Origin of the sequence: Alkalicoccobacillus plakortidis (assembly GCF_023703085.1) — a bacterium.
Classification (GTDB): Bacteria; Bacillota; Bacilli; order Bacillales; family Bacillaceae_D; genus Alkalicoccobacillus; species Alkalicoccobacillus plakortidis.
This window is the reverse complement of record NZ_JAMQJY010000001.1, coordinates 122,949-144,573: the sequence shown is the minus strand read 5'-3', so window position 1 is coordinate 144,573 and position 21,625 is coordinate 122,949. Positions and strand designations below refer to the sequence as shown.

Sequence of the window (21,625 nt, the reverse complement as noted above, 5' to 3'; positions counted from 1 at the left end):
ATCTCTAGCTAACTTTTTCAGTGACCTTTGATGTATGTAGTTTCCTTATTTCTTATGATTCGTTAAGCAGAGGTAGGATAATCTCCTCAAGCATCCCGTAATGAACTTCTCCTTCAATGCGTTTGATGATTACGTGATCCTGATCTAGAACAAGTGTCGTTGGCATACCTTGAACTTGATACAGTTGAAAAAACTCTCCTTCAGCATCAAGAAAAACAGGTAGAGTCAATTCATGTTCCCGAATAAAATCATATGTATTCTCTGGTACTCTCTCAAACTTTTGCGCATTTAAAGTTAATACAGACAAGCCTTCATCACGGTAATCTTCTTCTAAATCCATCAAATCTGGTAGTTCTCTTACACAAGGCTCACACCACGTAGCCCATATATTTAGAATGGTTACTTGATTCGTTTGTTCAAACACTTCAATAGATTCCCCGTCAAATTGCTCTAAAACGATTGATTCTGCTGTCATGCCTTCATGTATACCTATTTGCTTCGATCCATTTAATACATTCATTATGAACAAAGTAGCAGCTAAGCAGACAGCAATACTTATAATTATGATGCTGAAGTTTCTTTTCATGTAGAATACGCTCCATTAGTCAGTATATAATTTAGTATATAAGTAGACTAAAGTTTGGGCAAGGCTCCATGAAACCGTATTTATTTGAAAAACACTTCACGAATCAGTAATATTTTGCTAGAATGAAGCAGCTAGACGTACATATGAATATAAAAACAAATGAGTTTTATGGAAAGGAATTTTACGATGACATTAATAGAAGCACTCGTTCTAGGATTAGTTCAAGGATTAACAGAATTCCTGCCTATTTCGAGCTCTGCACATCTTGTGATAACTCAAATGCTTTTTAATATTTCATTTCCTGGTTTTGGATTTGAAATCCTGCTTCACCTTGGATCAGTTTTGGCGGTGATTATTTATTATCGTAAGGATCTGATTGAATTAATTATTGGTTTTTTCAGCTACATAAAAAACCGCTCAGAAGAGAACAAAACAAACTTCTGGTTCTCTATTTACATCCTTGTTGCTACGATTATTACTGGTGTATCAGGTATTCTATTCGAAGACTATATCTCTACTGCCTTAAAAGGACCAACGATGATTGCGATCTCACTTACCATTACAGGTATATTCCTAATTATCATTGAACGTGCTGTGAGAACAGGTGGCCGTACAGAGAAAGATATGACACTTTTTGATTCAGTTATTATTGGAATTGGTCAATCACTTGCTTTAATTCCTGGTTTGTCTCGTTCTGGGACTACTCTTGTTGTTGGAATGTTTGCTGGATTAACAAAAGAAACGGCTGTAAGATATTCGTTTTTACTATCAATACCCGTTATTCTTGGTTCTACCGTGCTTGCAATCAAAGATTTATTAAACGGTGAATTGCTTGCCGTTGCAGGTGCCTTTCCACTAATTGTCGCGTTTATTGTTACATTTATATCTTCTCTTCTTGGCATTGTTTGGTTTATAAACTTCCTGAAGAAAAGTAAACTTATCTATTTTGCAATCTACTGTTTTGTTCTCGCATTATTTGTATTCATCTTTCTTGGTGATGTGGATCCTGATTTATTTTAAGAAATCAAAAACAGCTTCTACCGGTCATAATGACTGGCAGAAGCTGTTTTTATTTATGGTTGCTCAGAATTCTTTTTCTTTTTAAGATATTTTTCACGACGACGTTTCATTGCCTTTGTGATATAACCACCTTTAAAGCTTCTTGGTTCAAACGAAACAATAAATGCAGCTGGTTCATACTCACTGACAACTCGAATAAATTCTTTCTCTCGATCTCGCCTAGCCGTACAATCAAGCTGATAACGAGTAGAACTCATACCTTCTACAGCTGATGTAGAAACACTAAAACCTACTTCTCGTAATCGATCAATTAATTCCTGATTTCGAGTAGGGATGTTTACTTCAAACGTTAGATACCCAATGGCCAGTTTCTCTTCTATAATAGCTCCTATATAGAGACCAACTGCAAAACCAAGTGCATAAGCAATCATATTATAATAGTTACTTAAATCACTAAACACAATCCCTAGGGCCACTACATAAATAATTCCTTCAAGCATGCCCATTGCTGCCGCACGCTCTTTCATACCTTTAACCATCATGATCGTTCTAATTGTCAGGATAGGCACATAAAGAAGCTGTACAATAAAAACCAATATAGCCGACATGCAAACACCCTTTCTTTATACATACAACTACCGTAGTGTAACAGGAAAGATGGGGAAAAACTAGCATGATTTTTTTGGCAAATACATCACCTTAAATCCCCCGGTGTTCAAAACATTTAACGCTTGTATTTGACAGTTAGATGAGTAGTCGTACCTGCTTGTGAATCACCTGTAGTGACAGAGGTAACACTTTCTAGTTCCTCATGGTTCGTCACAACAATTGGAATAATGGTACTCGCTGCTTTTTCTTTTACTAATTCTAGATCATAATCAACAAGCGCATCTCCAACTTCAACCTTATCGCCTTCTTTTACATGAGCGGTAAAACCTTCACCATCCATATTTACGGTTTCTAAGCCTATGTGAATAAGGATTTCTGCGCCACCAATTGCACGGATTCCGATTGCATGTTTTGTTGGGAATACTTGTAATACTTCTCCTGCTACTGGTGAAACCACTTTGCCGTCTGTTGGCTCAATCGCAGCTCCATCTCCAATCATTTTTTGGCTAAATGTTGGGTCTGGCACTTGGTCGATAGGTAATAATGTCCCATTAGCAACAGAAAAAATGATTTCTTCTGTAGGTTTAGCGTGAGTCTCTTGTTCTTCTTTTTTGTCTAATCCAAATAATTTTTTAAACATTTAAAAACACTCCCTTACATTCTCATTCCACACATTGTGAAACCATTCATTAATAGTGTACTACATCAACAAGCCCATGCCTAATGATTAGCCATAACCTTTAGAATTGGGCAACTTTAGCCCACGCTCTTTCACTTAACCAACATAGTATACTGTAGGCTACAATAAAGGAGTGTTGACAATGGGATATGGTAACGAAAGTGGATTCGCTTTTATCGTTGTTCTTTTCATCCTTCTTATCATCGTTGGCTCGGCGTATAGCTACTAGGCCATCTGAAAAAAAATAGAGGCTTGGCCAAAAATGTTTTCGTATCAGAAAAACCGAATCATTATGTTGTTTTCTCACATAATGATTCGGTTTTTTGTCTTCCTCTTATTATGAAGCGGTAGTTACTGTTTGTTTGACGTGTTTTCTTGTTGGTGATAATAAACGTTCAAACCATCCCATAACGACATCAGCCATAATGGCCATTAAGGCAGTTGGTATTGCTCCTGCGAGGATGATCGCTGTACCATCGGTTGCATTTGTTCCTCTTATAACGATGTCACCTAGTCCTCCTGCTCCGATGAATGTACCAATCGTTGCTATACCAATTGAGAACACAAGAGCTGTTCTCAGGCCTGCCATTATGACAGATAATGCAAGTGGAAGCTCAAGCATATATAAAAGCTGCCATCTCGTCATACCCATCGCTTTGCCTGACTCAACAAGTGCTTGGTCGACATTTTTTATTCCAGTGTACGTATTTCTTAAAATTGGGAGCAATGAGTATAGGAATAAAGCTAAAACAACCGTATTTGCTCCTAATCCAAGAACAAGCATTAACACAGCGAGCATCGCAAGCGCCGGAATCGTTTGAATGACATTTGTTATGCTCAAAACAATTCCGCTCAGCTTCCCATAACGTGCAATCAAAATGCCGAGTGGTATGGCAACAAGCGCGGCAAACAAAACACCGTAAGCAGACATTAAAAAGTGACGAGTAAACTCTGTCCACACATATCCACCATTTTGTGAATAATAAATGATTAATTCTCTTAATGTGTCCATCTATTCAACCTCCTCGTCAAAAAAATCATGTTGCTCCAAGAATTCTCTCGCAACAATAGCAGGCTCTTTCATCTGCCCATCTGATTCATAATTAAGCTCCTGCATGGTTGCTGTATCAATTTTATCAACAAGTCTATTAAGAACTGACTCTAATTCTGGATGATCACGTAATAATTGATTATCTGCAACCATTGATGTGTCATAAGGAGGGAAAAACTGTTTATCGTCCTCTAATATCTTCAGATCGTAAGCAGCAATCCGTCCATCCGTTGTATAGGCAAGAACGGCATCCATTCGATCATTGGCTAAAGCATCATACACTAAGCCGATCTGCATCGGAGAAATGTTCTCAAATTCAAAATAGGCGTCTGTGAATCCACCGTATCCATCACCCGCTCTATTAATCCATGAACTATCTACTCCAACACGAATCTCTCCTGCTAAATCTTCAAGATCACTAATCGTCTCTATTCCCTCTTGCTCAGCCATTTCATTTGTCACAGTGAAAGCATATGAATTTGCAAAACCGTATGAATCAAACCACGTCTGATCATAACGGTCTGGGAATTCAGTTTGTACAACTTGTAATGCTTCATCCGGGTCCATAACAGGCTCCAAATCAAGGGCACCTGCTATATCTGTGCCCGTATAACGAGTAGCTGCAATGTCAACATCTCCGTTTAGCATCGCTTGATGCATAACAATGGAGGACCCTAGGTTATTAATCATTTCTACTTGTAAATCTGTTTCTTTTTCAATGACTTCTTTTACCATATTGCCAATTATCATTGACTCTGTTGTATTTAATGCCCCTATTTTAACGGTTTCGCTTGACGGTCCACTTAACCCAGGCAATGAACAACCTGACAATACGATACCTGTTAACGTAAAGATCATCGCTGTTTTTGTCTTCATTTTATGGTGACTCCTCCTGCTACGCTGTTTTTTCATTACTTCGAATCCCTTTTGGCGTAACAACCTTTTCAATTCTTCCAAAGATGATATCTGTCAATATAGCCAAAATTGTAACTGGAATAGCACCTGCTATTATAAAAGCCGTATCATATAGGTTTAACCCACTAAAAATAAAGTCACCTAATCCACCAGCTCCTATAAATGATGCAAGGGCCGCCCAACCAATCAGGTAAACAGAAGATACTCTGATCCCTGACATGATGATAGGTGAAGCTAGTGGTAGTTCAATTCCTTTGATCCGTTCCCAAGTTGTCATACCCATACCTCGTCCAAGCTTCAATTAAGCTCGCATCCACTTCTTTAACACTTGTGTATGTGTTGCGCAAAATCGGCAATACCGAATACAAAAATAGTGCAACCACTGCTGGAACTGTACCAATCCCTAAGAAAGGTATAAAAAAAGCAAGAATCGCAAGACTAGGAATGGTTTGCAGCACACTAACAGAGCCAATTACCCATTGAGCTATTCTAGGAACTCGAGTCAAAGCTACTCCTAGTGGTATTGCAACAATAATTCCTAAAAACACAGCAAGATATGAAATGTAGATATGCTCCCATGTCTTCAACATCAACTCACTGCCGTTGTTTTGAAGAAATTCAGTTACTGCATTCATCTCTTACACCTCCAACTGTTCTGCCGGCAATTCTTCTTCACCCCATATGGAGTCGTACACCATATCAACTAAGCTAGCTCTTGTAACAATACCAACCAACTGATCTTGCTCGTTGACAACAGGTGCATAACTTACACCACGTTTTAATAATCGATGAATTGTATCCCTCAGAAGTGAGTTCTCATGCACTTTATTTGGGCAAGGTTTAAGTAGTGAATCAATGGATTCAAGTGAACGATTTCGATCAATCGCTTCAAGATCAATGTATCCTTTTAACAATCCTAATTCATCCGTAACTAATAATGAGTCGACTCGAGCTTCCTTCATTACCTTTAGTGCAGTAGCAGGAGTTTGTTTACCAGTAATAGAAATCGGCTTTTTATTCATGATCTGGCCAATCGTTTGAACATTTGGTTTCCCTTGCAGTAACCGTTCTTTTCCAATAAAATCCTCAACAAATTCATTAGCAGGATTTCGCAAAATTTCTTCAGGTGAATCAACCTGAACAATCTTCCCGTCTTTCATAATAACGATACGATCTGCTAATTTGATGGCCTCATCCATGTCATGAGTCACAAATACAATCGTTTTATCTAAAGAACGTTGAAGTCTCTTGAACTCTTCTTGAAGAGAATCACGTGTAATTGGATCTAATGCACCAAAAGGCTCGTCCATTAAAATTAATGGAGGATTTGCAGCAAGTGCCCTTAGCACTCCTATACGTTGCTGTTGACCACCACTTAATTCATGAGGATATCGATCAAGATATTCTTTAGGCATATCAACCAATTGTAATAATTCCTCTGCTCGTTTTACCTTTTTACTTGAAGTCCACTTTAATAAACGAGGAACTAACGAGATATTTTCCGAAATGGTCATGTGAGGAAATAAACCAATTTGCTGAATAACATAGCCAATTTTCCTTCTTAGCTTTACAGCATCTTGTTTTAATAAGTCTTCGTCATTAACAAGAATCTTGCCACTTGTTGGCTCTATTAAACGATTGATCATTTTCATGGTTGTTGTTTTACCGCACCCACTTGGTCCAATAATACAAATAAATTCTCCTTTTTTAATATCGATAGAGAAGTTATCTACAGCTTTTTTCCCACCTTTATACGTTTTTGTAACATTTTCAATTCGTAACATTTTCTGCACCTCCGAATAATCTAACAGTTTTCATTATAAACTATATACAATAAAAAGTTTACAAAAAGTTTATAAAATTTATTTTTGGTCATTTTTTAATTTGATACTTCTTTTACAGAAAAAAATATGGTACATTATCTCTGACAATAAGTGAATGAGGTGCGCGGGAATGGAAGGGTCTTCTTCTGTATTCTTACAAAAAATTGAAGAACAATACATCGAGGGAATTGCTGATAATATGCGGACATACGGAGTGTCTGCTACAGTTGGTCGAGTATTAGGTGTTATTTATACAAATCGAAAGCCGATGACGCTTGAGGAGCTATCGGCTGAAACCGGCATGAGCAAAACAAGAATGAGTCAAGTAGTAAGAGAAATGATTGATTTAAACATCGCCAAGCAAGGTATATGAAAAAGGCGTCAGAAAAGATTTGTATAATGTCGAAGAGGATTATTATCAAACCTTCATCTCACTTTTCACCTCTAATTGGCAAAAAGTCATTCAAAAAAACAAGATTATCGGCAAACGTTTAGCAAATCAGTTAAACAAAGAGCTAGAATCAGGCAATTTAACTGAGGAGACTGAAAATGAACTCAATGTATGGCTCGATGAGACAAGACAATGGATGAATTATTATCAATGGCTTGATCATTTAGTCGATTTTTTCGAAAGTGGAGAAATCTTTAAGCATGTTCCTAAACCCGAATAATGCGAACAACGAACCCCGCCACGAGTCCTGGCGGGGTTTTTATATCCTATGATTCGTGAACATTTAAAGCAATCTTCGCGTATCTAGACATCATACTTTTAGACCAAGGTGGGTTCCATACAATATCAACTTCAACATTCCCAATGTCCCCTATTTCCTGCAATTCACTAAGGGATTGCTTAACAGATTGATTAATCTCACCAGCAAGAGGACAACCCATTGCTGTTAATGTCATCACAACCGTTACATTATTTTCATCATCAAGCTTAATCTCATATACAAGGCCAAGATTAACAATATCAATGCCTAATTCGGGATCAATCACTTGTTCTAACTGTCCCATTACTTGATCTTTGGTTTGTTGTCTTTCAATTTCTTGACTCACATAATCACCTCACCACTATATATTTCCCTCATTGTGCAAAAGCAAAACCTTTTTTTAATGCTCATAGATCATTTTTTTCGTCATTCCTCCATCAATGGTTAGGTTTTCTCCTGTTATAAATGTGTTTTTGGGATCGGTTAAGAATAGACAAGCTCGTGCAATATCTGAAGGTTCTCCAACCCTTTTAGAAAAATGCTGGTTATGATCTATTTCACGCAACTCACTATCATCACCAGTATGAATCCATCCAGGACTAATGCTATTCACTTGAATTCCTTCTTCTTGCAGAGATGCAGCAAGAGCATGTGTAAGGGAAACAATGGCACCTTTTGAAGCAGCATACGCTTCAGAATTCGGTTCAGACATCGCAGCCCTAGTGGAAGAAATATTTACAATAGATCCACCTTGATTCTGCTCTTTCATCATCTTTGCCGCTTCACGACTACATAAAAAAGTTCCCCTAGCATTGGTATTCATGACTTTGTCCCAATCCTCCACACTTAGTTCTAATGGAGAAATCCACTTTGAAATACCTGCATTGTTAATGCAAACATCTAAGCGCCCAAACGTTTTGTCAATCCAATTCATCAAGCTCTGGATCTGTTCCGGTTTTGAAACATCACATGTATAAGCTGTGGCTTGTCCTCCTGCATCAACAATTTGTTTTTGAGTGCGTTTCGCATCCGCCTCATTTAAATCTGTTACAATAACTCGATCTCCTTGTTTGGCAAATGCTGATGATACTTCAGCTCCAATTCCATTTCCGGCTCCTGTTACAAGTACTACACGGTTATTCATAGCCATTCCTCCCTCGCTCATTGTACAATGAGCATAATATATACATATATTTTAGGGGACGTATGGGAGGTTGTCATGTTAGAGCACTTTGATCACTGGCTTTTTCGTTTTTTTGTTTTCTGGTATGGGTGTGGATTAATTCTGCTCACATTTGATATTCTTCCACCTAGTTTAGAATGGGCAAATGCCGTATTTTTAGTTCTTACAGGTGTATTAGGTGCCGTATTTCTCATTCGCCAATACGGTGTAAGTATTGGCTTAGTTTTATCTTTTTTAATTGTTATCATTACCTTTTTAATTGAAGGTGCTGGTGTTCATTACGGTATTCTGTTTGGTGATTATTATTACAATCCAGACTTTGGTTTAATCCTGTTTGAAGTCCCTTTTACAATTGGGTCCGCTTGGTTAATGGTTATCTCAACAACTCATGTCATAGCAAGAGCTTTTTCGTTTAGAGTTCCAAATAAGATGTTAGAGTGGTTTGTCTATACTATCGTGGGCTCTGTTGCAGCAGTAATCATGGATATCGTACTCGACCCCGTCGCTTTTCAAGTAAAAGAGTACTGGGTATGGACAGCCGGTGGCTTTTATTATGACATTCCACTGTCTAATTTTGTGGGTTGGTTTGTCTTAGCATTTATTTTGCATACGGTTGTTTTCCTTACGCTTCATCTCACTAAAAGATGGACTGGTTTTGTTCATCGATATTGGCAGCCAAGGATGGTATGGCTCTATGTCATGGTCTTAGTCATGTTTCTTGTTCTAGCTGTTACACATGGATTATGGCTAGCTGTAGGTATATCCGTTCTTCTTAGTATCATTTTGTTTATTGGTTATTTTAAATGGAAGGAGAATCCGACTTTATGATTACTGCAAAAAAAAGTCGGAGCTTCAGCAAAGGCTTTCACCTATATAATACGTACTGGCTTTTAAAACGGTCCTTTTCAAGCATTTATATAAAAGGATCATTTAGTAAAAGAGATACATCCGCTTTAATTTTAGTGAATCATTCAAGCTGGTGGGATGGCTTAGTTACCTTTTTTTAACTCAGACAGCTTGTCACCTTGAGAGCTATGCAATGATGAGTGAAGCTGGTATAAAGGATTTCCCTTTTTTTAGACGTATTGGAGCTTTTTCTGTAGATGTCACAAAACCTCGCTCAGTGATTGAAACGCTTAGTTATTCAACAGATTTATTAATAAACAAAAAAGCGGTTTGGATGTTTCCACAAGGGTCTGAGCAACCTCTGGAAAAAAGACCACTCCATTTTCAACCTGGTTCAGCATACTTAGCATTAAAAGCTCCTCATGTACCTATATATATCGTAACCTATTACTACACACTGTTACATGAACAAAAACCTCGTCTGTATATTGAGATCAGCTCACCTATAAATCCAGATGACTATACCACGCAGACACGTAAGGAAGTGAACATTTTGTTGGAACGTAAAATGACTGAACAACTTGATCAACAGCGTTTAGCAATTGCAAACTCTGCTTTATCAGATTACTCCCTCCTATTATCCGGAAATCGATCTGTTAGTGATTGGTTTGGACTACTGTTTGGTCCTAAGAAATGATTATGCTCCTTTATTTTCTTATCTTTTTTCTTGTTGGTCTTCTAATCTGGGTTATGATTAATCAATCATTTATGCCTAGGCTTAAAAACGTGTTTCCCACTAAAAAAACTTCACTCGTATCGGTGCTGGTTCCGTTACGGAACGAGCAGAAGAACGTTGAAGCTTTAGTAAAAAATCTTAAAAAGCTAACATATCCCAACTTGGAATTCATTTTTTTAGATGATCAATCATCGGATCGTACACAAGAGTTACTGAGACAACAAAGTCATCAACTTGCAAACAGCAAACTAATCAATGGAAAGTCACTCCCAAAAGGCTTGGGTTGGCAAAGTGTATGCTTGTCATCAGCTAAGTCAACAAGCATCAGGAGAATACTTGCTTTTTCTAGATGCTGATGTCAGATTAGAACCTAATACAATTGAACTATCGCTCGAGTTATTAGATAAGAAACGTGTTGGCCTACTCTCAGGATTTCCGAAATTTCCGGTCGATGGGTTTTTAGCTAGTTTACTTGTCCCAATGCAGCATGTCTTAATTTATTTGCACCTACCTCTGTATCTAGCGAACTATACAACATATGCTGCAGCAAGTGCCGCACATGGGAGTTTTATGTTTTTTGATTCTAAAATCTATCGATCATTTGGTGGGCATCAAGCAGTTAAAAGTTCACTTGTGGAAGATGTTCACCTTACAAGAGCGGTGAAACAATCTGGTGAACGAACATGTCTCGCTAACATGACAAGTCATGCTACGTGTTATATGTATCACAGTAACCGTGAAGTGTGGAATGGGTTCTCCAAAAATGCTTTCCCAGGTATTGGTCGCTCCTTCTTGTTAGCCGTTATTGTAATTAGCTTCTACAGTCTTGCGTTTGTGCTACCATTGCTTCTGCTTTGGTTTGCTTTTACACTGCACTGGCTATGGGCACTGCCTTTGGTCATTAGTCTTATGATTCGTCTACTTATTGATTGGTTATCGAATCAGAAAATATGGATTGGGTTATTTATGCCTTTTTCAGCACTATCTTTTATCATCATTCTCATACGCTCCATGTATCTTTCTCTAAACAAATCAGGATTCACCTGGAAAGGACGCACATATTCATGAAAACCATTGTCATAATTGGAGGTGGCTTAGCTTGGACTTAGTTCGGCTATTTCACTTGCGTCTAAAGGATTTAAGGTTAAACTTTTTGAAAAAAACAGCCATATGGGTGGCAAGATGCGCAGGTATCGGCTCGGAATGGCTTCTTTTGATTTTGGTCCTAACACGATGACCATGCCAGAAGTCTTCAATCGAGTCATTAGTGAGTCAGGCGCCGAACCAAGGGATTATTTCACATTCAAACGCTTAGATATACATACAAGAAATCACTTTGCTGACGGTACGTATTTAGATATGACAGCCGATTCAGAGAAAATGAAACAAAACCTTGCCTCATTTGGCGTAACTGAAGCAGCCTATGATCGCTATCTAAAAGAAGTAAATGATCTGTATAAATTATCTACTGATTATTTTTTTCCACGGACCTTCACAAGCTGGAAGGACTATCTGTCTCCATCGTTATCTAAGGCCTTGTTCAAAGTGTATCCATTCACAACTCTAGACTCCTTTCATCGTCGTTTTTTTAAGCACCCTAATGTTGTACAAATGTTAAACCGATATGCGACCTACATTGGTTCATCCCCGTATTTAACACCGGCGACCTTTTCAATGATTGCCTATCTTGAGTTGATACAAGGAGTTTATTATGCTGAGGGCGGTAATCCTAGTATTGCAGAAGGTTTTACGAGGAGAGCAAACGAATTAGGTGTAGAGCTGTACCCGAGTATGGAAGCTGTTCGTATTCAAGTAGCTGATCAGAGAGCAGAAGGTGTTGAATTCTCGGACGGTTCCTTTGTCTGCTGTGATGATGTGATCATTAATGGTGATTTATTAAAGGTATTTCCTGATCTTATTGAAGAAAAAGATAGACCATCTTTTACAAATCTACAAAGAGACAAGCTTGAACCATCAATCTCAGCTTTTGTTATCCTTGCTGCCTTAGACAAGCGATTGCCTGAATTGGTTCATCACCAGGTTTATTTTAGCTCTAATTATCAGCAGGAGTTTGATGACCTATTCTCAAAGAAAACATACAGTGAACACCCGACTATCTATATTAGCAACTCGTCTTACACTGACCCAACTGCTTCACCTGATGGAGACAATTTATTTATCCTGGTTAATGCACCCGCCCTAAACAAGCACGATAATCAGATTAGTCTTGAGGATTATAAGCAACACATTTATACACTTTTAACTTCCTACGGTCTGAATTTGGGGCCTCATATCATTGAAGACCAAATAATCTCACCTGACCAGATTCATCAAGATTATCATGCCTATCGTGGCGCTCTTTACGGTGTATCTGCCAATACAAAAAAGAACGCTTTTCTCCGTCCTGCTAATAAAGCGCGTGACTTAGAGAATATCTATTTTGTAGGTGGTTCTACGCACCCAGGTGGAGGCTCTCCAATGGTAGTGTTAAGTGGACTGAATGTAGCTAAATTGTTAAGTAATCAAAATTAATATACATCGCCAACAAAAAACGATTGAATCTCATTTGAGAATCAATCGTTTTTAAACGTTTATAATTGCGAAAGAATATTTTGTTTCTCTTCTTGAGTAATGAATGATCGAGTAGTGAATACTTGATATTGATTTCTTCTTACAGAATTTAATATGGCTCGATACATGTACGCAGCACCCTTTACTGGCATACGTGCATCTATTGGATAGTATTCAATAGATTCTAATGCAAGCTTGTACAGATCTTCAGCACGTGTAGCCATGTGTTCCCACAACTCTATGAAGGAGTCCGTTACCTCACTAGCCTTGATTTGCTCTTCTGTGACTCCGAATAAATCCATTAGATCTGAGGGCAAATAAATTCTACCTCGCTGGATATCTTCACCAATATCTCGCAGGATATTCGTAATCTGCATAGCCGTCCCTAGAGACTTACCACCCGCTTCAAGCTGCTTATGGTTATTTGGAGCAAGAACAGGTAATAGCATTAACCCTACTGTTCCTGCAACATAATACGAATACTCTTCCACTTCCTCCATTGTATAATAGCGATTTTTGACAAGGTCCATTTGTTGTCCTTTAATCATATCGGTAAAAGCTTGTTTATTAACGTCAAATTTCTTAAATACATCATCTAAAGCTAACCACATCGATTGCTCAAGTGGTAATTCCTGATTCAAAAACAGTTCAAATTGTTTTTCGAATTCAGCCAGTTCCTCATGAGGATTTGCTCCCTCATCCACAATATCATCAACACTTCGACAAAAGGCATAGATTGCCCATACAGCTTTTCTTTTTGCTGCAGGCAGCAAGCTAAAGGCTTTAGAAAAGGTTTTCGAATGACGATTTATAATCTTGTGGCAATCCTGATAGGCGTCTTCTAACGTCTTCAAACAGATTTCTCCTTCCTTATAGCTGGTTCTGTCTCATTAGCAAGATAATCAGACAAAAGCTTTGCTCCCTGCATCACTATTGGAATGCCTCCTCCAGGATGAACAGACGCTCCAACGGCATATAAATTATCTCTGCCAAACGGTTTTATCTGTGGCCTAAAAACTCCAGACTGTTTTAAAACTGGTGCGAGCCCAAAGCTTCCACCCTGAAACAGTCCGTCTTCTTCTGCATCTTGTGGAGTTCGAACCTCCATCCATTCCATATGCTCTCGCAGGTTAGGGAAATGCCATGATTCTAATGTTTCGATACAAGAATCTATAAACGCATCCACGTCCTTCCAATCAATTTCAGAACCAGAAGGCACTGGAATTAGAACGTATAGCACAGCTTTCCCTGATGGTGCCAAAGTGTCATCTATTTTAGATGGGTGAAACGCATAAAGAGATGGATTCGACGGTAACCTTTTATCCGCAAAAATCTCTTTCATATTCTTTTTGAAATCCTCTGACATATAAAATTGATGTACGTTTGCTTCTTCATACGTTTTATTTAGGCCAAAATAAAGCAATAGACAAGATGACGAAGAGATATATGCTGGTCTTTTAGGCTGTTTCTCGGGAAGCATTGCTTTTACAAGTGGAATTTCTCCATTCATGACAAAGCGATCTGCTTCAAAGCACTGATCTTCAGAATGAACAGCAGATACTCTATTATCTTTTTCTTCAATCCGGTTAATTGTTGTATTTAGGTAGATCTCTACACCACGCATTTTTAATTCTTTTTCAAGAATTGGAATTAGACTTCCGTATCCACCCTTCACATACCAAATACCATGATAGTGCTCACTAAATGATACAAGTGAATATAAGGCAGGAGACGTAGACGGTGCCCCACCAATATACAAAGTCTGTAAAGAAAAAGCCTCTTGAAGACGTTGATCCTTAAAGAATTGTGCTGTCTGTTTTTCTACGGATTGATAAGCCTTCAACTTCATTAAAGCCACTAAAGATGGAAAACTGAAAAAATCACGCTTTTTTATAAATTGACGATCTAAAAAAACTGATTTTCCAAGTGTAAAGCGCTTATTCATCGTATCAAGGTACGATAAAAAAGATTGCTCTTCCCCTGGAAAAACCCGATTTATTTCAGCAAGCTGCTTCTCTTTGTTACTCCACTTCATAAATGTTGTGCCATCAGAATAGGTCAACGAATAAAGTGGGTCTATTCGAACCATTTCCAAACTGTTAGGGTCAACCCCTACTTCTTCCAATATGGACCTGATCATCTCAGGAAGCAAAACGATGGTAGGTCCTTTATCAATCGTGAACCCATCTTTTTGAATAAAAGCCAATCGCCCACCGAGCATTTCTTCTTTTTCAATTATGGCTACTTGTTCGCCTCGTTTTGTTAAGTAAAGGGCAGTAATTAAACCACCAATTCCTCCGCCAACTATAATGGTTTTCATTGTTTGTATAACCCCTTTTTGTCTGCATCCATTAACGAGTTGGCAGTAATTCGAGCCGATTCAAAAATGGTCGGCAAACCGCTTCCTGGATGTGTTCCGCCTCCTACTAACCAGCAGTTATTAAGCTCCTGAAATTGATTATGAGGCCTAAAGTACATCATTTGTCCTAAATTATGAGCAAGGTTAAATGTCGCACCTTGATAAATATTATGATGATTTTGCCAATCATCTGGCGTTAGTAGTTCTTCAAATACTACATGATCTCTTAGATTTTCAAATTCCGTTCGTTGCTCAATAATATCGTAAATCAAGTCTCTAAACTCGTATTTATGTCTTTCCCAATCTAATAGACTAAAGTTATTCGGGACTGGTGCAAGAATATAGAGACCTGACTTTCCTGAAGGTGCCAAACTTGAATCAGTCACAACAGGGTTTTGAATATAGATAGATGGATCCGCGGATAACGTTTTACTTTTAGTGATTTCTTCTACATTTTTTTTGTAATCCTCTGAGAAAACGACGGTATGGTGCGTTTGGTCATATTGCTTGTCTAAGCCAATATAAATCATAAACGACGAACAAGAATAGTTCTTTTTATCTAGCTTTGCTTTTGTATGCTGTTTTAGCTTCGTTTCTGAAAATAACTCAGTCATCGCATAAGCAAAATCTGCATTTATAACGACATCATCGTATTGATACGCTTCACCATTTTCTAGTTCAAGGCCATAGACTGATTTATTTTTGGTAAGGATTTGTTTAATTGGTGTGTTCAGGTGAATACGTCCACCATACTCTTGAACAACTTTGGCCATTGCCTCTGAGATCTGGTTTAATCCACCTCTTGGATGCCAGACCCCATACTCATGTTCCATATAAGACAGGATACTAAACGCACCTGGGCACTCCCACGGGGACATTCCCAGATACTTCGACTGAAAGGTGAAAGATAGCTTTAAACGCTCATCTGTAAAATATGAATCTAATACCTCATATAAAGACTGATTTAATGATAACTCCGGTAGAGCTTTAATGGTTCTCCATCTGGCGTAATCGAGTAAGGAGCTATGACGATTCTGCAAGACCGGAAGAAGTGCATTCATTTTCCGTCTTGTATCTTCCATAAACCGCTTATATCCAAGCTCATCTCCGGGGAACAAGGACTGGATTTGTTCAAAGGTCGATTGGAAGGTAGCAGAAGGACTAAATACTAGGTCTTTAAACCGTAATTCATACATTGGCTCAACTTTTAATAGATCAAGATAGTCATCTAGTTTTCTACCAACAAAATCAAATAACTCTTCCAATATGTACGGCATGCTTAGAAATGTTGGGCCGCGATCAAAGGTATATCCATCTTTCTTAAATGCGGACGTACGACCACCAAGGTATGGCTGCTTTTCATAGACATCCACGTGATATCCTCGACCGGCTAGTAGCATTGCACAAGCTAATCCACCTGGCCCTGCCCCAACTACTGCTATATGTTTAGTCATTCATTTTCACCCTGTCTGTGTATAGAAGATCATATTAAGAAAAAAAGACATGCAAGAGCATGTCTTAAAATTTCCCTCTTATTTTATATAATAAACCTTTTTACTCCTCTGGCATAACGATTTGACCAATTTTTTTATCACTTGATAAGGTATTTTTAATTACAGTAGATAATTCATGCGGTGGATAAGGCTTTGTTAAATATTTACTTACGTCAAATTCTGCTGCTCGTCCGCTAATTTCGTTAAGTGCAGATGAGATGAATACAGGTAGATTCTTAGTTTCATCGGATTGCTTGAGTGCCTTTATAAATTCCCAACCATCCATTTCATCACCTAGCATTAAATCTACAACAACTGCATCAATCTGTTGGGTTTTAATTTGATCAAGAGCTTTTTGAGGATTAAGGAAATGTTGAACCTCAAAGCCACTTTGCTTCAGTTCCTCTGCAAGTAGTAAAGCAAGACTTTGGTCATCTTCAATAATAGCCACTCTGAATCGATTCATATCATCAGCATTAATTGTTGAGATTGGAAGCAGTGATGACTGAATTTCATATGGGAGGGCTAAAATAAAGGTACTACCAACTCCAAGTTCAGATTTAACTGAAATAGACCCACCGTGTGCTTCTAAAATTTCTTTTGTAATTGGTAGTCCCAGTCCTGTTCCTCCGATTTTTCTTCTATCAGAATTATCAATTCGATGAAACTTTGTAAACATTTTTCCTAATTCCGCTTCAGGAATACCAAGTCCTTCGTCATTTATATGAATATATAAAGAATCCACTTTATTTAAAAGTACAACCTCTACATGCCCACCATTTGGAGAGAACTTAACGGCATTACTGATGATGTTAATGAACACCTGCTCCATTCGATCTGCATCTGCCCATACAACTGTTTGATTCGCCAAGTCTCGAATCATAAATTGATGATCTTTGTAGGTCGGCTCATATTTTGCAATCACTTGTACAAGAAGTTCCTTAAGGTCTACTGAATTTTTGTTATACGTTTGAACATTGGATTCCATTCGCTGCAAATCCAAAAAATCATTAATTAGATTTGTTAATCTGTTTGCTTCTTTATGAATGGTTTTCAGATATTTTTCTTGACGAGCTTGTTTTAATTCGCGCTCAATCATTAATTCGGTAAAGCCAAGAATACTCGATAAAGGTGTTCGAAGCTCGTGACTTACAGTACTTACGAGTTCGGACTTCATTTGATCGACTTCATGCTCTTTTGTAATATCACGATGTACAAGAATTGTTCCTTTTCGTACTTCATCTTGATAAACAGGTTCAGCATATACTTCAATCATCCGTGACCCTTCAATTAATTTGTATTTCATTGAAAGGATTTCATCCGTTTCTGCGAGCAATACTTGATCCAAAAATGACGCTAATTTATCCGCCTCTTCTACATGATCTAACCACTGATGTTTCCAGGAATCGTACTGCTTATATTCTAATTCAAAACCATCCTGCGGTAGATTGACCATCTCTCTAAATAGTTCATTAGATCTTAGTAGCATCCCCTCACGATCCATAAATTGAATGCCTTCATTAACATTATCAATGATATCTTGATTTAGTTGTCGATCCTGTTCAGTTTGTTCATATAACATAACTCGTTCAACGGCTATTGCTATATGTCCCATAACTCCCTGTAGTTCCTTCTGCTCCTTGCCAGAAAAACTAGTACCAACTCTAGTTGCACAAAACACTGCAGTAAGATCTTTAGAAGAAGAGTAGACAGGTACATACAGGTCATACACATCAATTGGTTCTTCTGCAATACCTTGCTCATATTTCGATGATTTTCGTTTCACTTGATGACATGTTTTTTTCTCGTTAAGCAAGACACCCATTCCATCGTGAAAGGTCTCAGATAATACTTTCATAAGATTGTCACTAATCCCACGTACCGCGACTCTCTTACTTCCTTTTAATAAAACAAATCCCATTCGTTCAACAGGATATAGTTCACCCATATGATCAATAATTTGTTCAAGAAGCTCTTGTTCATTTAAGGTAACTGAAATAGAGTGGTTTAATCGATTGTATTTTTCTAATACTTGCCTAACTGATTCCGTTTCTTCTAAAGATGAACGGAGCTTAAATTGCTGATGTTCGAGTTCTTCCTGTTGGCTAATTAATTCTTCATTTTGAGCAATTAATTCTTCTTCTTTTTCTTGTAAGGTGTACACCATCCCATTAAATGTACGCGAAAGAATTCCTACCTCGTCTTCCCTATTACTCTCAATAAGGTTAACATCCTTACCAGCTGCAAGTTGTTGACTTGCTAACGTTAAATCACCTAGTGGCTTACCAATTTTTGTGAAAATCCGACGAATAATTAAAAACAATGCCGCTATAAAGATGACTATAAAGCCAAATAGTAGCCATAAGACGGTATTGTTTGCTTTCGTATAATCTGAGCTCAGATTAGCAAGCTTGTCATTTGTTTGTTTTAGATTTTCAGTAGTTAGTGCTGTTAATTGATTAACAACTTCTCCTCCACTTGAGTTTCCGATTTCCCTTAATTCTTCTAAGTTCTCATTATTTATTAGTTCTACTGCTGTAGGAATAAAACTTTCTACTTGTTCGATTAATATATCCACCGCATCAATAAATTCAACCTCTTCTGACTCCAGGTTCATATATGAGAACTCATCTATAGATTGACTTATAGATTCTAAATCACTTATTAAAAGTGAATACTCTTTATCAGATTGAAATGCAAAATAGCCTCTTAAATGGATTAACATCTGATTGACTTTCGTATCTATCTGAAAAGCAAGATCTTGTTTTTCAACTAATTCCTGTCTATTATCAATGTAGCTCGTTTGATTTGCACTAACATAATAGATTAAACCTGTACCAAGAATTAATGTGACAAATATAATAATGGCCATAAATGACACTAATTGTCGATTTAAGCTTTTTTGAAAATACTCCTTCATTTTAATATCTCCTGCACACGATCCATTAAGGTTATTGGACTAAAGGGTTTTGCCAAGAAGAAATCTGCACCCTTTTTTAAAATTTCCTCTTGGTCCGCTTGCTGACTTTTTGCCGTTAGCATCATAATTAAGACCTGCTTCTTATTCTCAATCGTTCTTACTTTCTCTATAACCTCAATTCCTGTCATCTCAGGCATCATATAATCTAATACAAGAAGATCAAAATCATGCTCTTGTATTAGATCTAGTGCTTCTTTACCATCTGTTGCTTCATACACATCTAAATCTAAGTCTTCTAATGTATCTGTAATTAACATTCTTAGAACTTCTTCATCGTCTGCAACTAATACCTTTTTCATACCAATCCCTCATTCCTATACCTTTTATAATAAAGTTCGTTGAAGTAATCTCTGTATGCGAGCACGTAATTCATCTGGTTGGAATGGTTTAGTAATATAGTCATCCGCCCCTGCATTTAGCGCTTGAACAATTTCTGTTTCGTTTGATTGTCCCGTTAACATCACAACCATAATATCTAATTCCGGGTAATTTGTTCGAATCTGATTTAAAACGTCAAGGCCATTTATTCCTGGCATCATTCGATCAAGAATCACTAAAAACTTTTGCCTTGGTTGATACCAATCTGTATCAAGGAACGCTTTGCCACTTTCAAACGTTAATATTTGAAATCTGAATCCACTTACACTTATTTTTTGAAGTTGTTCCTCTACCAACTGTCTTAATATTTCATCGTCATCAACAATACAAATAGTAACAACTTGTTCAGCCTCATAGACCTCTAATGGATCGTACATTAGGGTCTTATTTCTCCCAGTACGTTTTGCCGCATATAACGCTTTATCTGCCTGATCACTTAATTCTTCCACTTTACTAATAGACTTTGATACTTCTGAGATTCCAGCTGAAAACGTTACGCGAAAAGAATCATGTTGATATGGAAATTGAACCTTTTGAAAGCCTTCTCTAAATCGTTCAGTCATGATGAGAGCCTGTTCTGCATTTGTATTAGGCAGTAGCAAGACAAACTCCTCTCCTCCTAATCGAATGACTAGATCACCTTCTCTTTTTACACTAGTGAGAAAATCAGCAAATCCCCTTAGAACATCATCGCCAGTTTGATGACCATACGTATCATTAATCTTCTTAAAGAAATCTAAATCCATTAATACAAGTGAAAATACCGTTCCATAACGATGGTATAATTCTAATTGTCTTGTTCCTTCCAAACGTAAATATCTTCTTGTAAATACACCTGTCAATTCATCATACATAATTGAATTTTCGAAAATACTTCTGAGCTTAATCCGATTTGTTATACGAATAGATAACTCTTCAAAATGAACTGGTTTAACAAAGTAATCAGTCACTCCTTTTTTATAGGCTTGATTCTGAATCCTCCGATTAGATAGTTCACTTAAAATCATGACCGGAACAATCTCTGAGAATGCTTTTTGAGCTAGAGCATCTAACTCTGCTGGTGCATGTTCATATTCATAGGGGTAGTCTAAGAGAACGCAATCAGGTTTTTGATCGTTAAACAATTGATTTCCCTTTTCTAGCGTAATCGCACCAGTAACCATAAACTGATACTTCTCTAAATGATCCTTTAGATAAGCTAAATACTCCGCATGTTCAGAGATTACTAAAATTAATGAGAGTTCTTGATTCTCACTTCGAGTAACCCCTGCTTTTTTTACTAGTAGAATTGTATCTGATAAGTATGTATAAATGTCTTCATATAACCAGATTTTTTTATTAGGATCAAGCCTTTCAAGACGTTCCCTTGCTTCAACTGAATGTTGTGGAAGGCCGATGGATGATCCAGTACCGGCTATTGAATGTAGAAATCGATAAAGTTCATCATACGAAACCCTATTATGTTCTTTCCACTCTTCTAGTGTACGCTCTATTTTCATTTGGAATTTATATTGATATTTCTTCATAGCCAACTCCCTTATAACCATTTCACAAGAACTATATAATGGATGTATTATCCATTGATAGTCCCTATTATAGTAAAAATTGAGTAAGAAATCATGGTTTACTTAGATTTTTACTGGTGAGTTTGCCTGATTTTAAAAAATAAGTTTATTGACAGCTCTT

General features: G+C 37.4%; 22 protein-coding genes and 2 pseudogenes. 9 read left to right on the top strand and 15 right to left on the bottom strand.

The window, feature by feature from the left end; translation table 11 throughout:
* Positions 1-52: 52 nt before the first annotated feature.
* Entirely contained in the window at positions 53-586 is a 534-nt protein-coding gene (locus NDM98_RS00850) for a TlpA disulfide reductase family protein (RefSeq protein WP_251603407.1), read from the bottom strand.
* Positions 587-772: 186 nt separating this feature from the next.
* On the opposite strand from NDM98_RS00850, the gene uppP reads away from it, so the two are divergent.
* Positions 773-1,606, top strand: a complete 834-nt coding sequence (uppP, locus tag NDM98_RS00845) for an undecaprenyl-diphosphatase UppP (protein WP_251603404.1) — start codon at positions 773-775, stop codon at positions 1,604-1,606.
* A 53-nt stretch (positions 1,607-1,659) separates the two neighbouring features.
* Here the strand turns inward: uppP and NDM98_RS00840 are convergent, their stop codons facing one another.
* Both NDM98_RS00840 and NDM98_RS00835 read right to left on the bottom strand, forming a co-directional pair.
* On the bottom strand, positions 1,660-2,214 hold the full coding sequence (locus NDM98_RS00840) for a DUF2179 domain-containing protein (RefSeq protein ID WP_251603401.1): 555 nt from the start codon (positions 2,212-2,214) through the stop codon (positions 1,660-1,662).
* 116 nt (positions 2,215-2,330) lie between these two features.
* Positions 2,331-2,855: a PTS sugar transporter subunit IIA gene (locus tag NDM98_RS00835; RefSeq protein WP_251603398.1), complete on the bottom strand. Its 525-nt coding sequence runs from the start codon at positions 2,853-2,855 to the stop codon at positions 2,331-2,333.
* 181 nt (positions 2,856-3,036) lie between these two features.
* Here NDM98_RS00835 and NDM98_RS00830 point away from each other — a divergent pair, with 181 nt between their 5' ends.
* Positions 3,037-3,123, top strand: a complete 87-nt coding sequence (locus NDM98_RS00830) for a YjcZ family sporulation protein (RefSeq protein ID WP_251608843.1) — start codon at positions 3,037-3,039, stop codon at positions 3,121-3,123.
* A gap of 108 nt (positions 3,124-3,231) precedes the next feature.
* Here the strand turns inward: NDM98_RS00830 and NDM98_RS00825 are convergent, their stop codons facing one another.
* From NDM98_RS00825 to NDM98_RS00810, 4 genes and pseudogenes are all read right to left on the bottom strand, one after another.
* Complete coding sequence (locus NDM98_RS00825; protein WP_251603394.1) at positions 3,232-3,906, bottom strand: ABC transporter permease; 675 nt, start codon at positions 3,904-3,906, stop codon at positions 3,232-3,234.
* On the bottom strand, positions 3,907-4,821 hold the full coding sequence (locus tag NDM98_RS00820; protein ID WP_251603391.1) for an osmoprotectant ABC transporter substrate-binding protein: 915 nt from the start codon (positions 4,819-4,821) through the stop codon (positions 3,907-3,909).
* A gap of 19 nt (positions 4,822-4,840) precedes the next feature.
* Positions 4,841-5,495: pseudogene (locus NDM98_RS00815) on the bottom strand (ABC transporter permease).
* Positions 5,496-5,498: 3 nt separating this feature from the next.
* Positions 5,499-6,644 (bottom strand): ABC transporter ATP-binding protein, encoded by a 1,146-nt coding sequence (locus NDM98_RS00810; protein ID WP_251603388.1) that lies wholly within the window; start codon positions 6,642-6,644, stop codon positions 5,499-5,501.
* A gap of 169 nt (positions 6,645-6,813) precedes the next feature.
* On the opposite strand from NDM98_RS00810, the pseudogene NDM98_RS00805 reads away from it, so the two are divergent.
* Positions 6,814-7,354 (top strand): annotated as a pseudogene (locus tag NDM98_RS00805) (GbsR/MarR family transcriptional regulator).
* 46 nt (positions 7,355-7,400) lie between these two features.
* Here NDM98_RS00805 and NDM98_RS00800 read toward each other — a convergent pair.
* Both NDM98_RS00800 and NDM98_RS00795 read right to left on the bottom strand, forming a co-directional pair.
* Complete coding sequence (locus NDM98_RS00800; RefSeq protein ID WP_251608840.1) at positions 7,401-7,697, bottom strand: metal-sulfur cluster assembly factor; 297 nt, start codon at positions 7,695-7,697, stop codon at positions 7,401-7,403.
* 96 nt (positions 7,698-7,793) lie between these two features.
* Positions 7,794-8,543 (bottom strand): SDR family NAD(P)-dependent oxidoreductase, encoded by a 750-nt coding sequence (locus tag NDM98_RS00795; RefSeq protein WP_251603385.1) that lies wholly within the window; start codon positions 8,541-8,543, stop codon positions 7,794-7,796.
* 69 nt (positions 8,544-8,612) lie between these two features.
* Here NDM98_RS00795 and NDM98_RS00790 point away from each other — a divergent pair, with 69 nt between their 5' ends.
* Genes NDM98_RS00790 through NDM98_RS00770 form a run of 6 tightly spaced genes read left to right on the top strand, consistent with a single transcriptional unit; the run spans position 8,613 to position 12,690 of the window.
* Positions 8,613-9,404: a carotenoid biosynthesis protein gene (locus NDM98_RS00790; RefSeq protein ID WP_251603383.1), complete on the top strand. Its 792-nt coding sequence runs from the start codon at positions 8,613-8,615 to the stop codon at positions 9,402-9,404.
* Entirely contained in the window at positions 9,401-9,583 is a 183-nt protein-coding gene (locus tag NDM98_RS00785; RefSeq protein WP_251603380.1) for a lysophospholipid acyltransferase family protein, read from the top strand. Before NDM98_RS00790 ends, NDM98_RS00785 begins: the two co-directional genes overlap by 4 nt.
* Before the next feature lie 32 nt (positions 9,584-9,615).
* A complete protein-coding gene (locus NDM98_RS00780; protein WP_251603377.1) occupies positions 9,616-10,119 on the top strand; it encodes a lysophospholipid acyltransferase family protein in 504 nt (167 codons plus the stop codon).
* Complete coding sequence (locus NDM98_RS24495; protein ID WP_373370342.1) at positions 10,116-10,514, top strand: glycosyltransferase family 2 protein; 399 nt, start codon at positions 10,116-10,118, stop codon at positions 10,512-10,514. Before NDM98_RS00780 ends, NDM98_RS24495 begins: the two co-directional genes overlap by 4 nt.
* Entirely contained in the window at positions 10,414-11,226 is an 813-nt protein-coding gene (locus tag NDM98_RS00775; protein WP_251603374.1) for a glycosyltransferase family 2 protein, read from the top strand. Before NDM98_RS24495 ends, NDM98_RS00775 begins: the two co-directional genes overlap by 101 nt.
* Before the next feature lie 48 nt (positions 11,227-11,274).
* Entirely contained in the window at positions 11,275-12,690 is a 1,416-nt protein-coding gene (locus NDM98_RS00770) for a phytoene desaturase family protein (RefSeq protein WP_308807726.1), read from the top strand.
* A 59-nt stretch (positions 12,691-12,749) separates the two neighbouring features.
* Here the strand turns inward: NDM98_RS00770 and NDM98_RS00765 are convergent, their stop codons facing one another.
* From NDM98_RS00765 to NDM98_RS00740, 6 genes are all read right to left on the bottom strand, one after another.
* Positions 12,750-13,583, bottom strand: a complete 834-nt coding sequence (locus NDM98_RS00765) for a phytoene/squalene synthase family protein (RefSeq protein WP_285803862.1) — start codon at positions 13,581-13,583, stop codon at positions 12,750-12,752.
* Positions 13,580-15,049 (bottom strand): phytoene desaturase family protein, encoded by a 1,470-nt coding sequence (locus NDM98_RS00760; RefSeq protein ID WP_251603371.1) that lies wholly within the window; start codon positions 15,047-15,049, stop codon positions 13,580-13,582. Before NDM98_RS00760 ends, NDM98_RS00765 begins: the two co-directional genes overlap by 4 nt.
* Positions 15,046-16,542 carry a phytoene desaturase family protein gene (locus NDM98_RS00755; protein WP_251603368.1) on the bottom strand — a complete coding sequence of 499 codons (1,497 nt, stop codon included), beginning with the start codon at positions 16,540-16,542 and terminating at the stop codon, positions 15,046-15,048. Before NDM98_RS00755 ends, NDM98_RS00760 begins: the two co-directional genes overlap by 4 nt.
* A 100-nt stretch (positions 16,543-16,642) precedes the next feature.
* Positions 16,643-19,501, bottom strand: a complete 2,859-nt coding sequence (locus NDM98_RS00750; RefSeq protein WP_251603354.1) for an ATP-binding protein — start codon at positions 19,499-19,501, stop codon at positions 16,643-16,645.
* A complete protein-coding gene (locus NDM98_RS00745) occupies positions 19,498-19,860 on the bottom strand; it encodes a response regulator (protein ID WP_251603349.1) in 363 nt (120 codons plus the stop codon). The genes NDM98_RS00750 and NDM98_RS00745 overlap by 4 nt, the downstream gene beginning before the upstream one ends.
* A 24-nt stretch (positions 19,861-19,884) precedes the next feature.
* Positions 19,885-21,465 (bottom strand): GGDEF domain-containing response regulator, encoded by a 1,581-nt coding sequence (locus tag NDM98_RS00740; protein WP_251603346.1) that lies wholly within the window; start codon positions 21,463-21,465, stop codon positions 19,885-19,887.
* Positions 21,466-21,625: the final 160 nt, after the last annotated feature.

What these genes read in the sequence shown, in the direction of transcription:
- NDM98_RS00850 (WP_251603407.1), bottom strand. Translation starts at nt 586, where the DNA reads ATGAAAAGAAACTTCAGCATCATAATTATAAGTATTGCTGTCTGCTTA.
- uppP (WP_251603404.1), top strand. Translation starts at nt 773, where the DNA reads ATGACATTAATAGAAGCACTCGTTCTAGGATTAGTTCAAGGATTAACA.
- NDM98_RS00840 (WP_251603401.1), bottom strand. Translation starts at nt 2,214, where the DNA reads ATGTCGGCTATATTGGTTTTTATTGTACAGCTTCTTTATGTGCCTATC.
- NDM98_RS00835 (WP_251603398.1), bottom strand. Translation starts at nt 2,855, where the DNA reads ATGTTTAAAAAATTATTTGGATTAGACAAAAAAGAAGAACAAGAGACT.
- NDM98_RS00830 (WP_251608843.1), top strand. Translation starts at nt 3,037, where the DNA reads ATGGGATATGGTAACGAAAGTGGATTCGCTTTTATCGTTGTTCTTTTC.
- NDM98_RS00825 (WP_251603394.1), bottom strand. Translation starts at nt 3,906, where the DNA reads ATGGACACATTAAGAGAATTAATCATTTATTATTCACAAAATGGTGGA.
- NDM98_RS00820 (WP_251603391.1), bottom strand. Translation starts at nt 4,821, where the DNA reads ATGAAGACAAAAACAGCGATGATCTTTACGTTAACAGGTATCGTATTG.
- NDM98_RS00810 (WP_251603388.1), bottom strand. Translation starts at nt 6,644, where the DNA reads ATGTTACGAATTGAAAATGTTACAAAAACGTATAAAGGTGGGAAAAAA.
- NDM98_RS00800 (WP_251608840.1), bottom strand. Translation starts at nt 7,697, where the DNA reads ATGGGACAGTTAGAACAAGTGATTGATCCCGAATTAGGCATTGATATT.
- NDM98_RS00795 (WP_251603385.1), bottom strand. Translation starts at nt 8,543, where the DNA reads ATGGCTATGAATAACCGTGTAGTACTTGTAACAGGAGCCGGAAATGGA.
- NDM98_RS00790 (WP_251603383.1), top strand. Translation starts at nt 8,613, where the DNA reads ATGTTAGAGCACTTTGATCACTGGCTTTTTCGTTTTTTTGTTTTCTGG.
- NDM98_RS00785 (WP_251603380.1), top strand. Translation starts at nt 9,401, where the DNA reads ATGATTACTGCAAAAAAAAGTCGGAGCTTCAGCAAAGGCTTTCACCTA.
- NDM98_RS00780 (WP_251603377.1), top strand. Translation starts at nt 9,616, where the DNA reads ATGATGAGTGAAGCTGGTATAAAGGATTTCCCTTTTTTTAGACGTATT.
- NDM98_RS24495 (WP_373370342.1), top strand. Translation starts at nt 10,116, where the DNA reads ATGATTATGCTCCTTTATTTTCTTATCTTTTTTCTTGTTGGTCTTCTA.
- NDM98_RS00775 (WP_251603374.1), top strand. Translation starts at nt 10,414, where the DNA reads ATGGAAAGTCACTCCCAAAAGGCTTGGGTTGGCAAAGTGTATGCTTGT.
- NDM98_RS00760 (WP_251603371.1), bottom strand. Translation starts at nt 15,049, where the DNA reads ATGAAAACCATTATAGTTGGCGGAGGAATTGGTGGTTTAATTACTGCC.
- NDM98_RS00755 (WP_251603368.1), bottom strand. Translation starts at nt 16,542, where the DNA reads ATGACTAAACATATAGCAGTAGTTGGGGCAGGGCCAGGTGGATTAGCT.
- NDM98_RS00750 (WP_251603354.1), bottom strand. Translation starts at nt 19,501, where the DNA reads ATGAAGGAGTATTTTCAAAAAAGCTTAAATCGACAATTAGTGTCATTT.
- NDM98_RS00745 (WP_251603349.1), bottom strand. Translation starts at nt 19,860, where the DNA reads ATGAAAAAGGTATTAGTTGCAGACGATGAAGAAGTTCTAAGAATGTTA.
- NDM98_RS00740 (WP_251603346.1), bottom strand. Translation starts at nt 21,465, where the DNA reads ATGAAGAAATATCAATATAAATTCCAAATGAAAATAGAGCGTACACTA.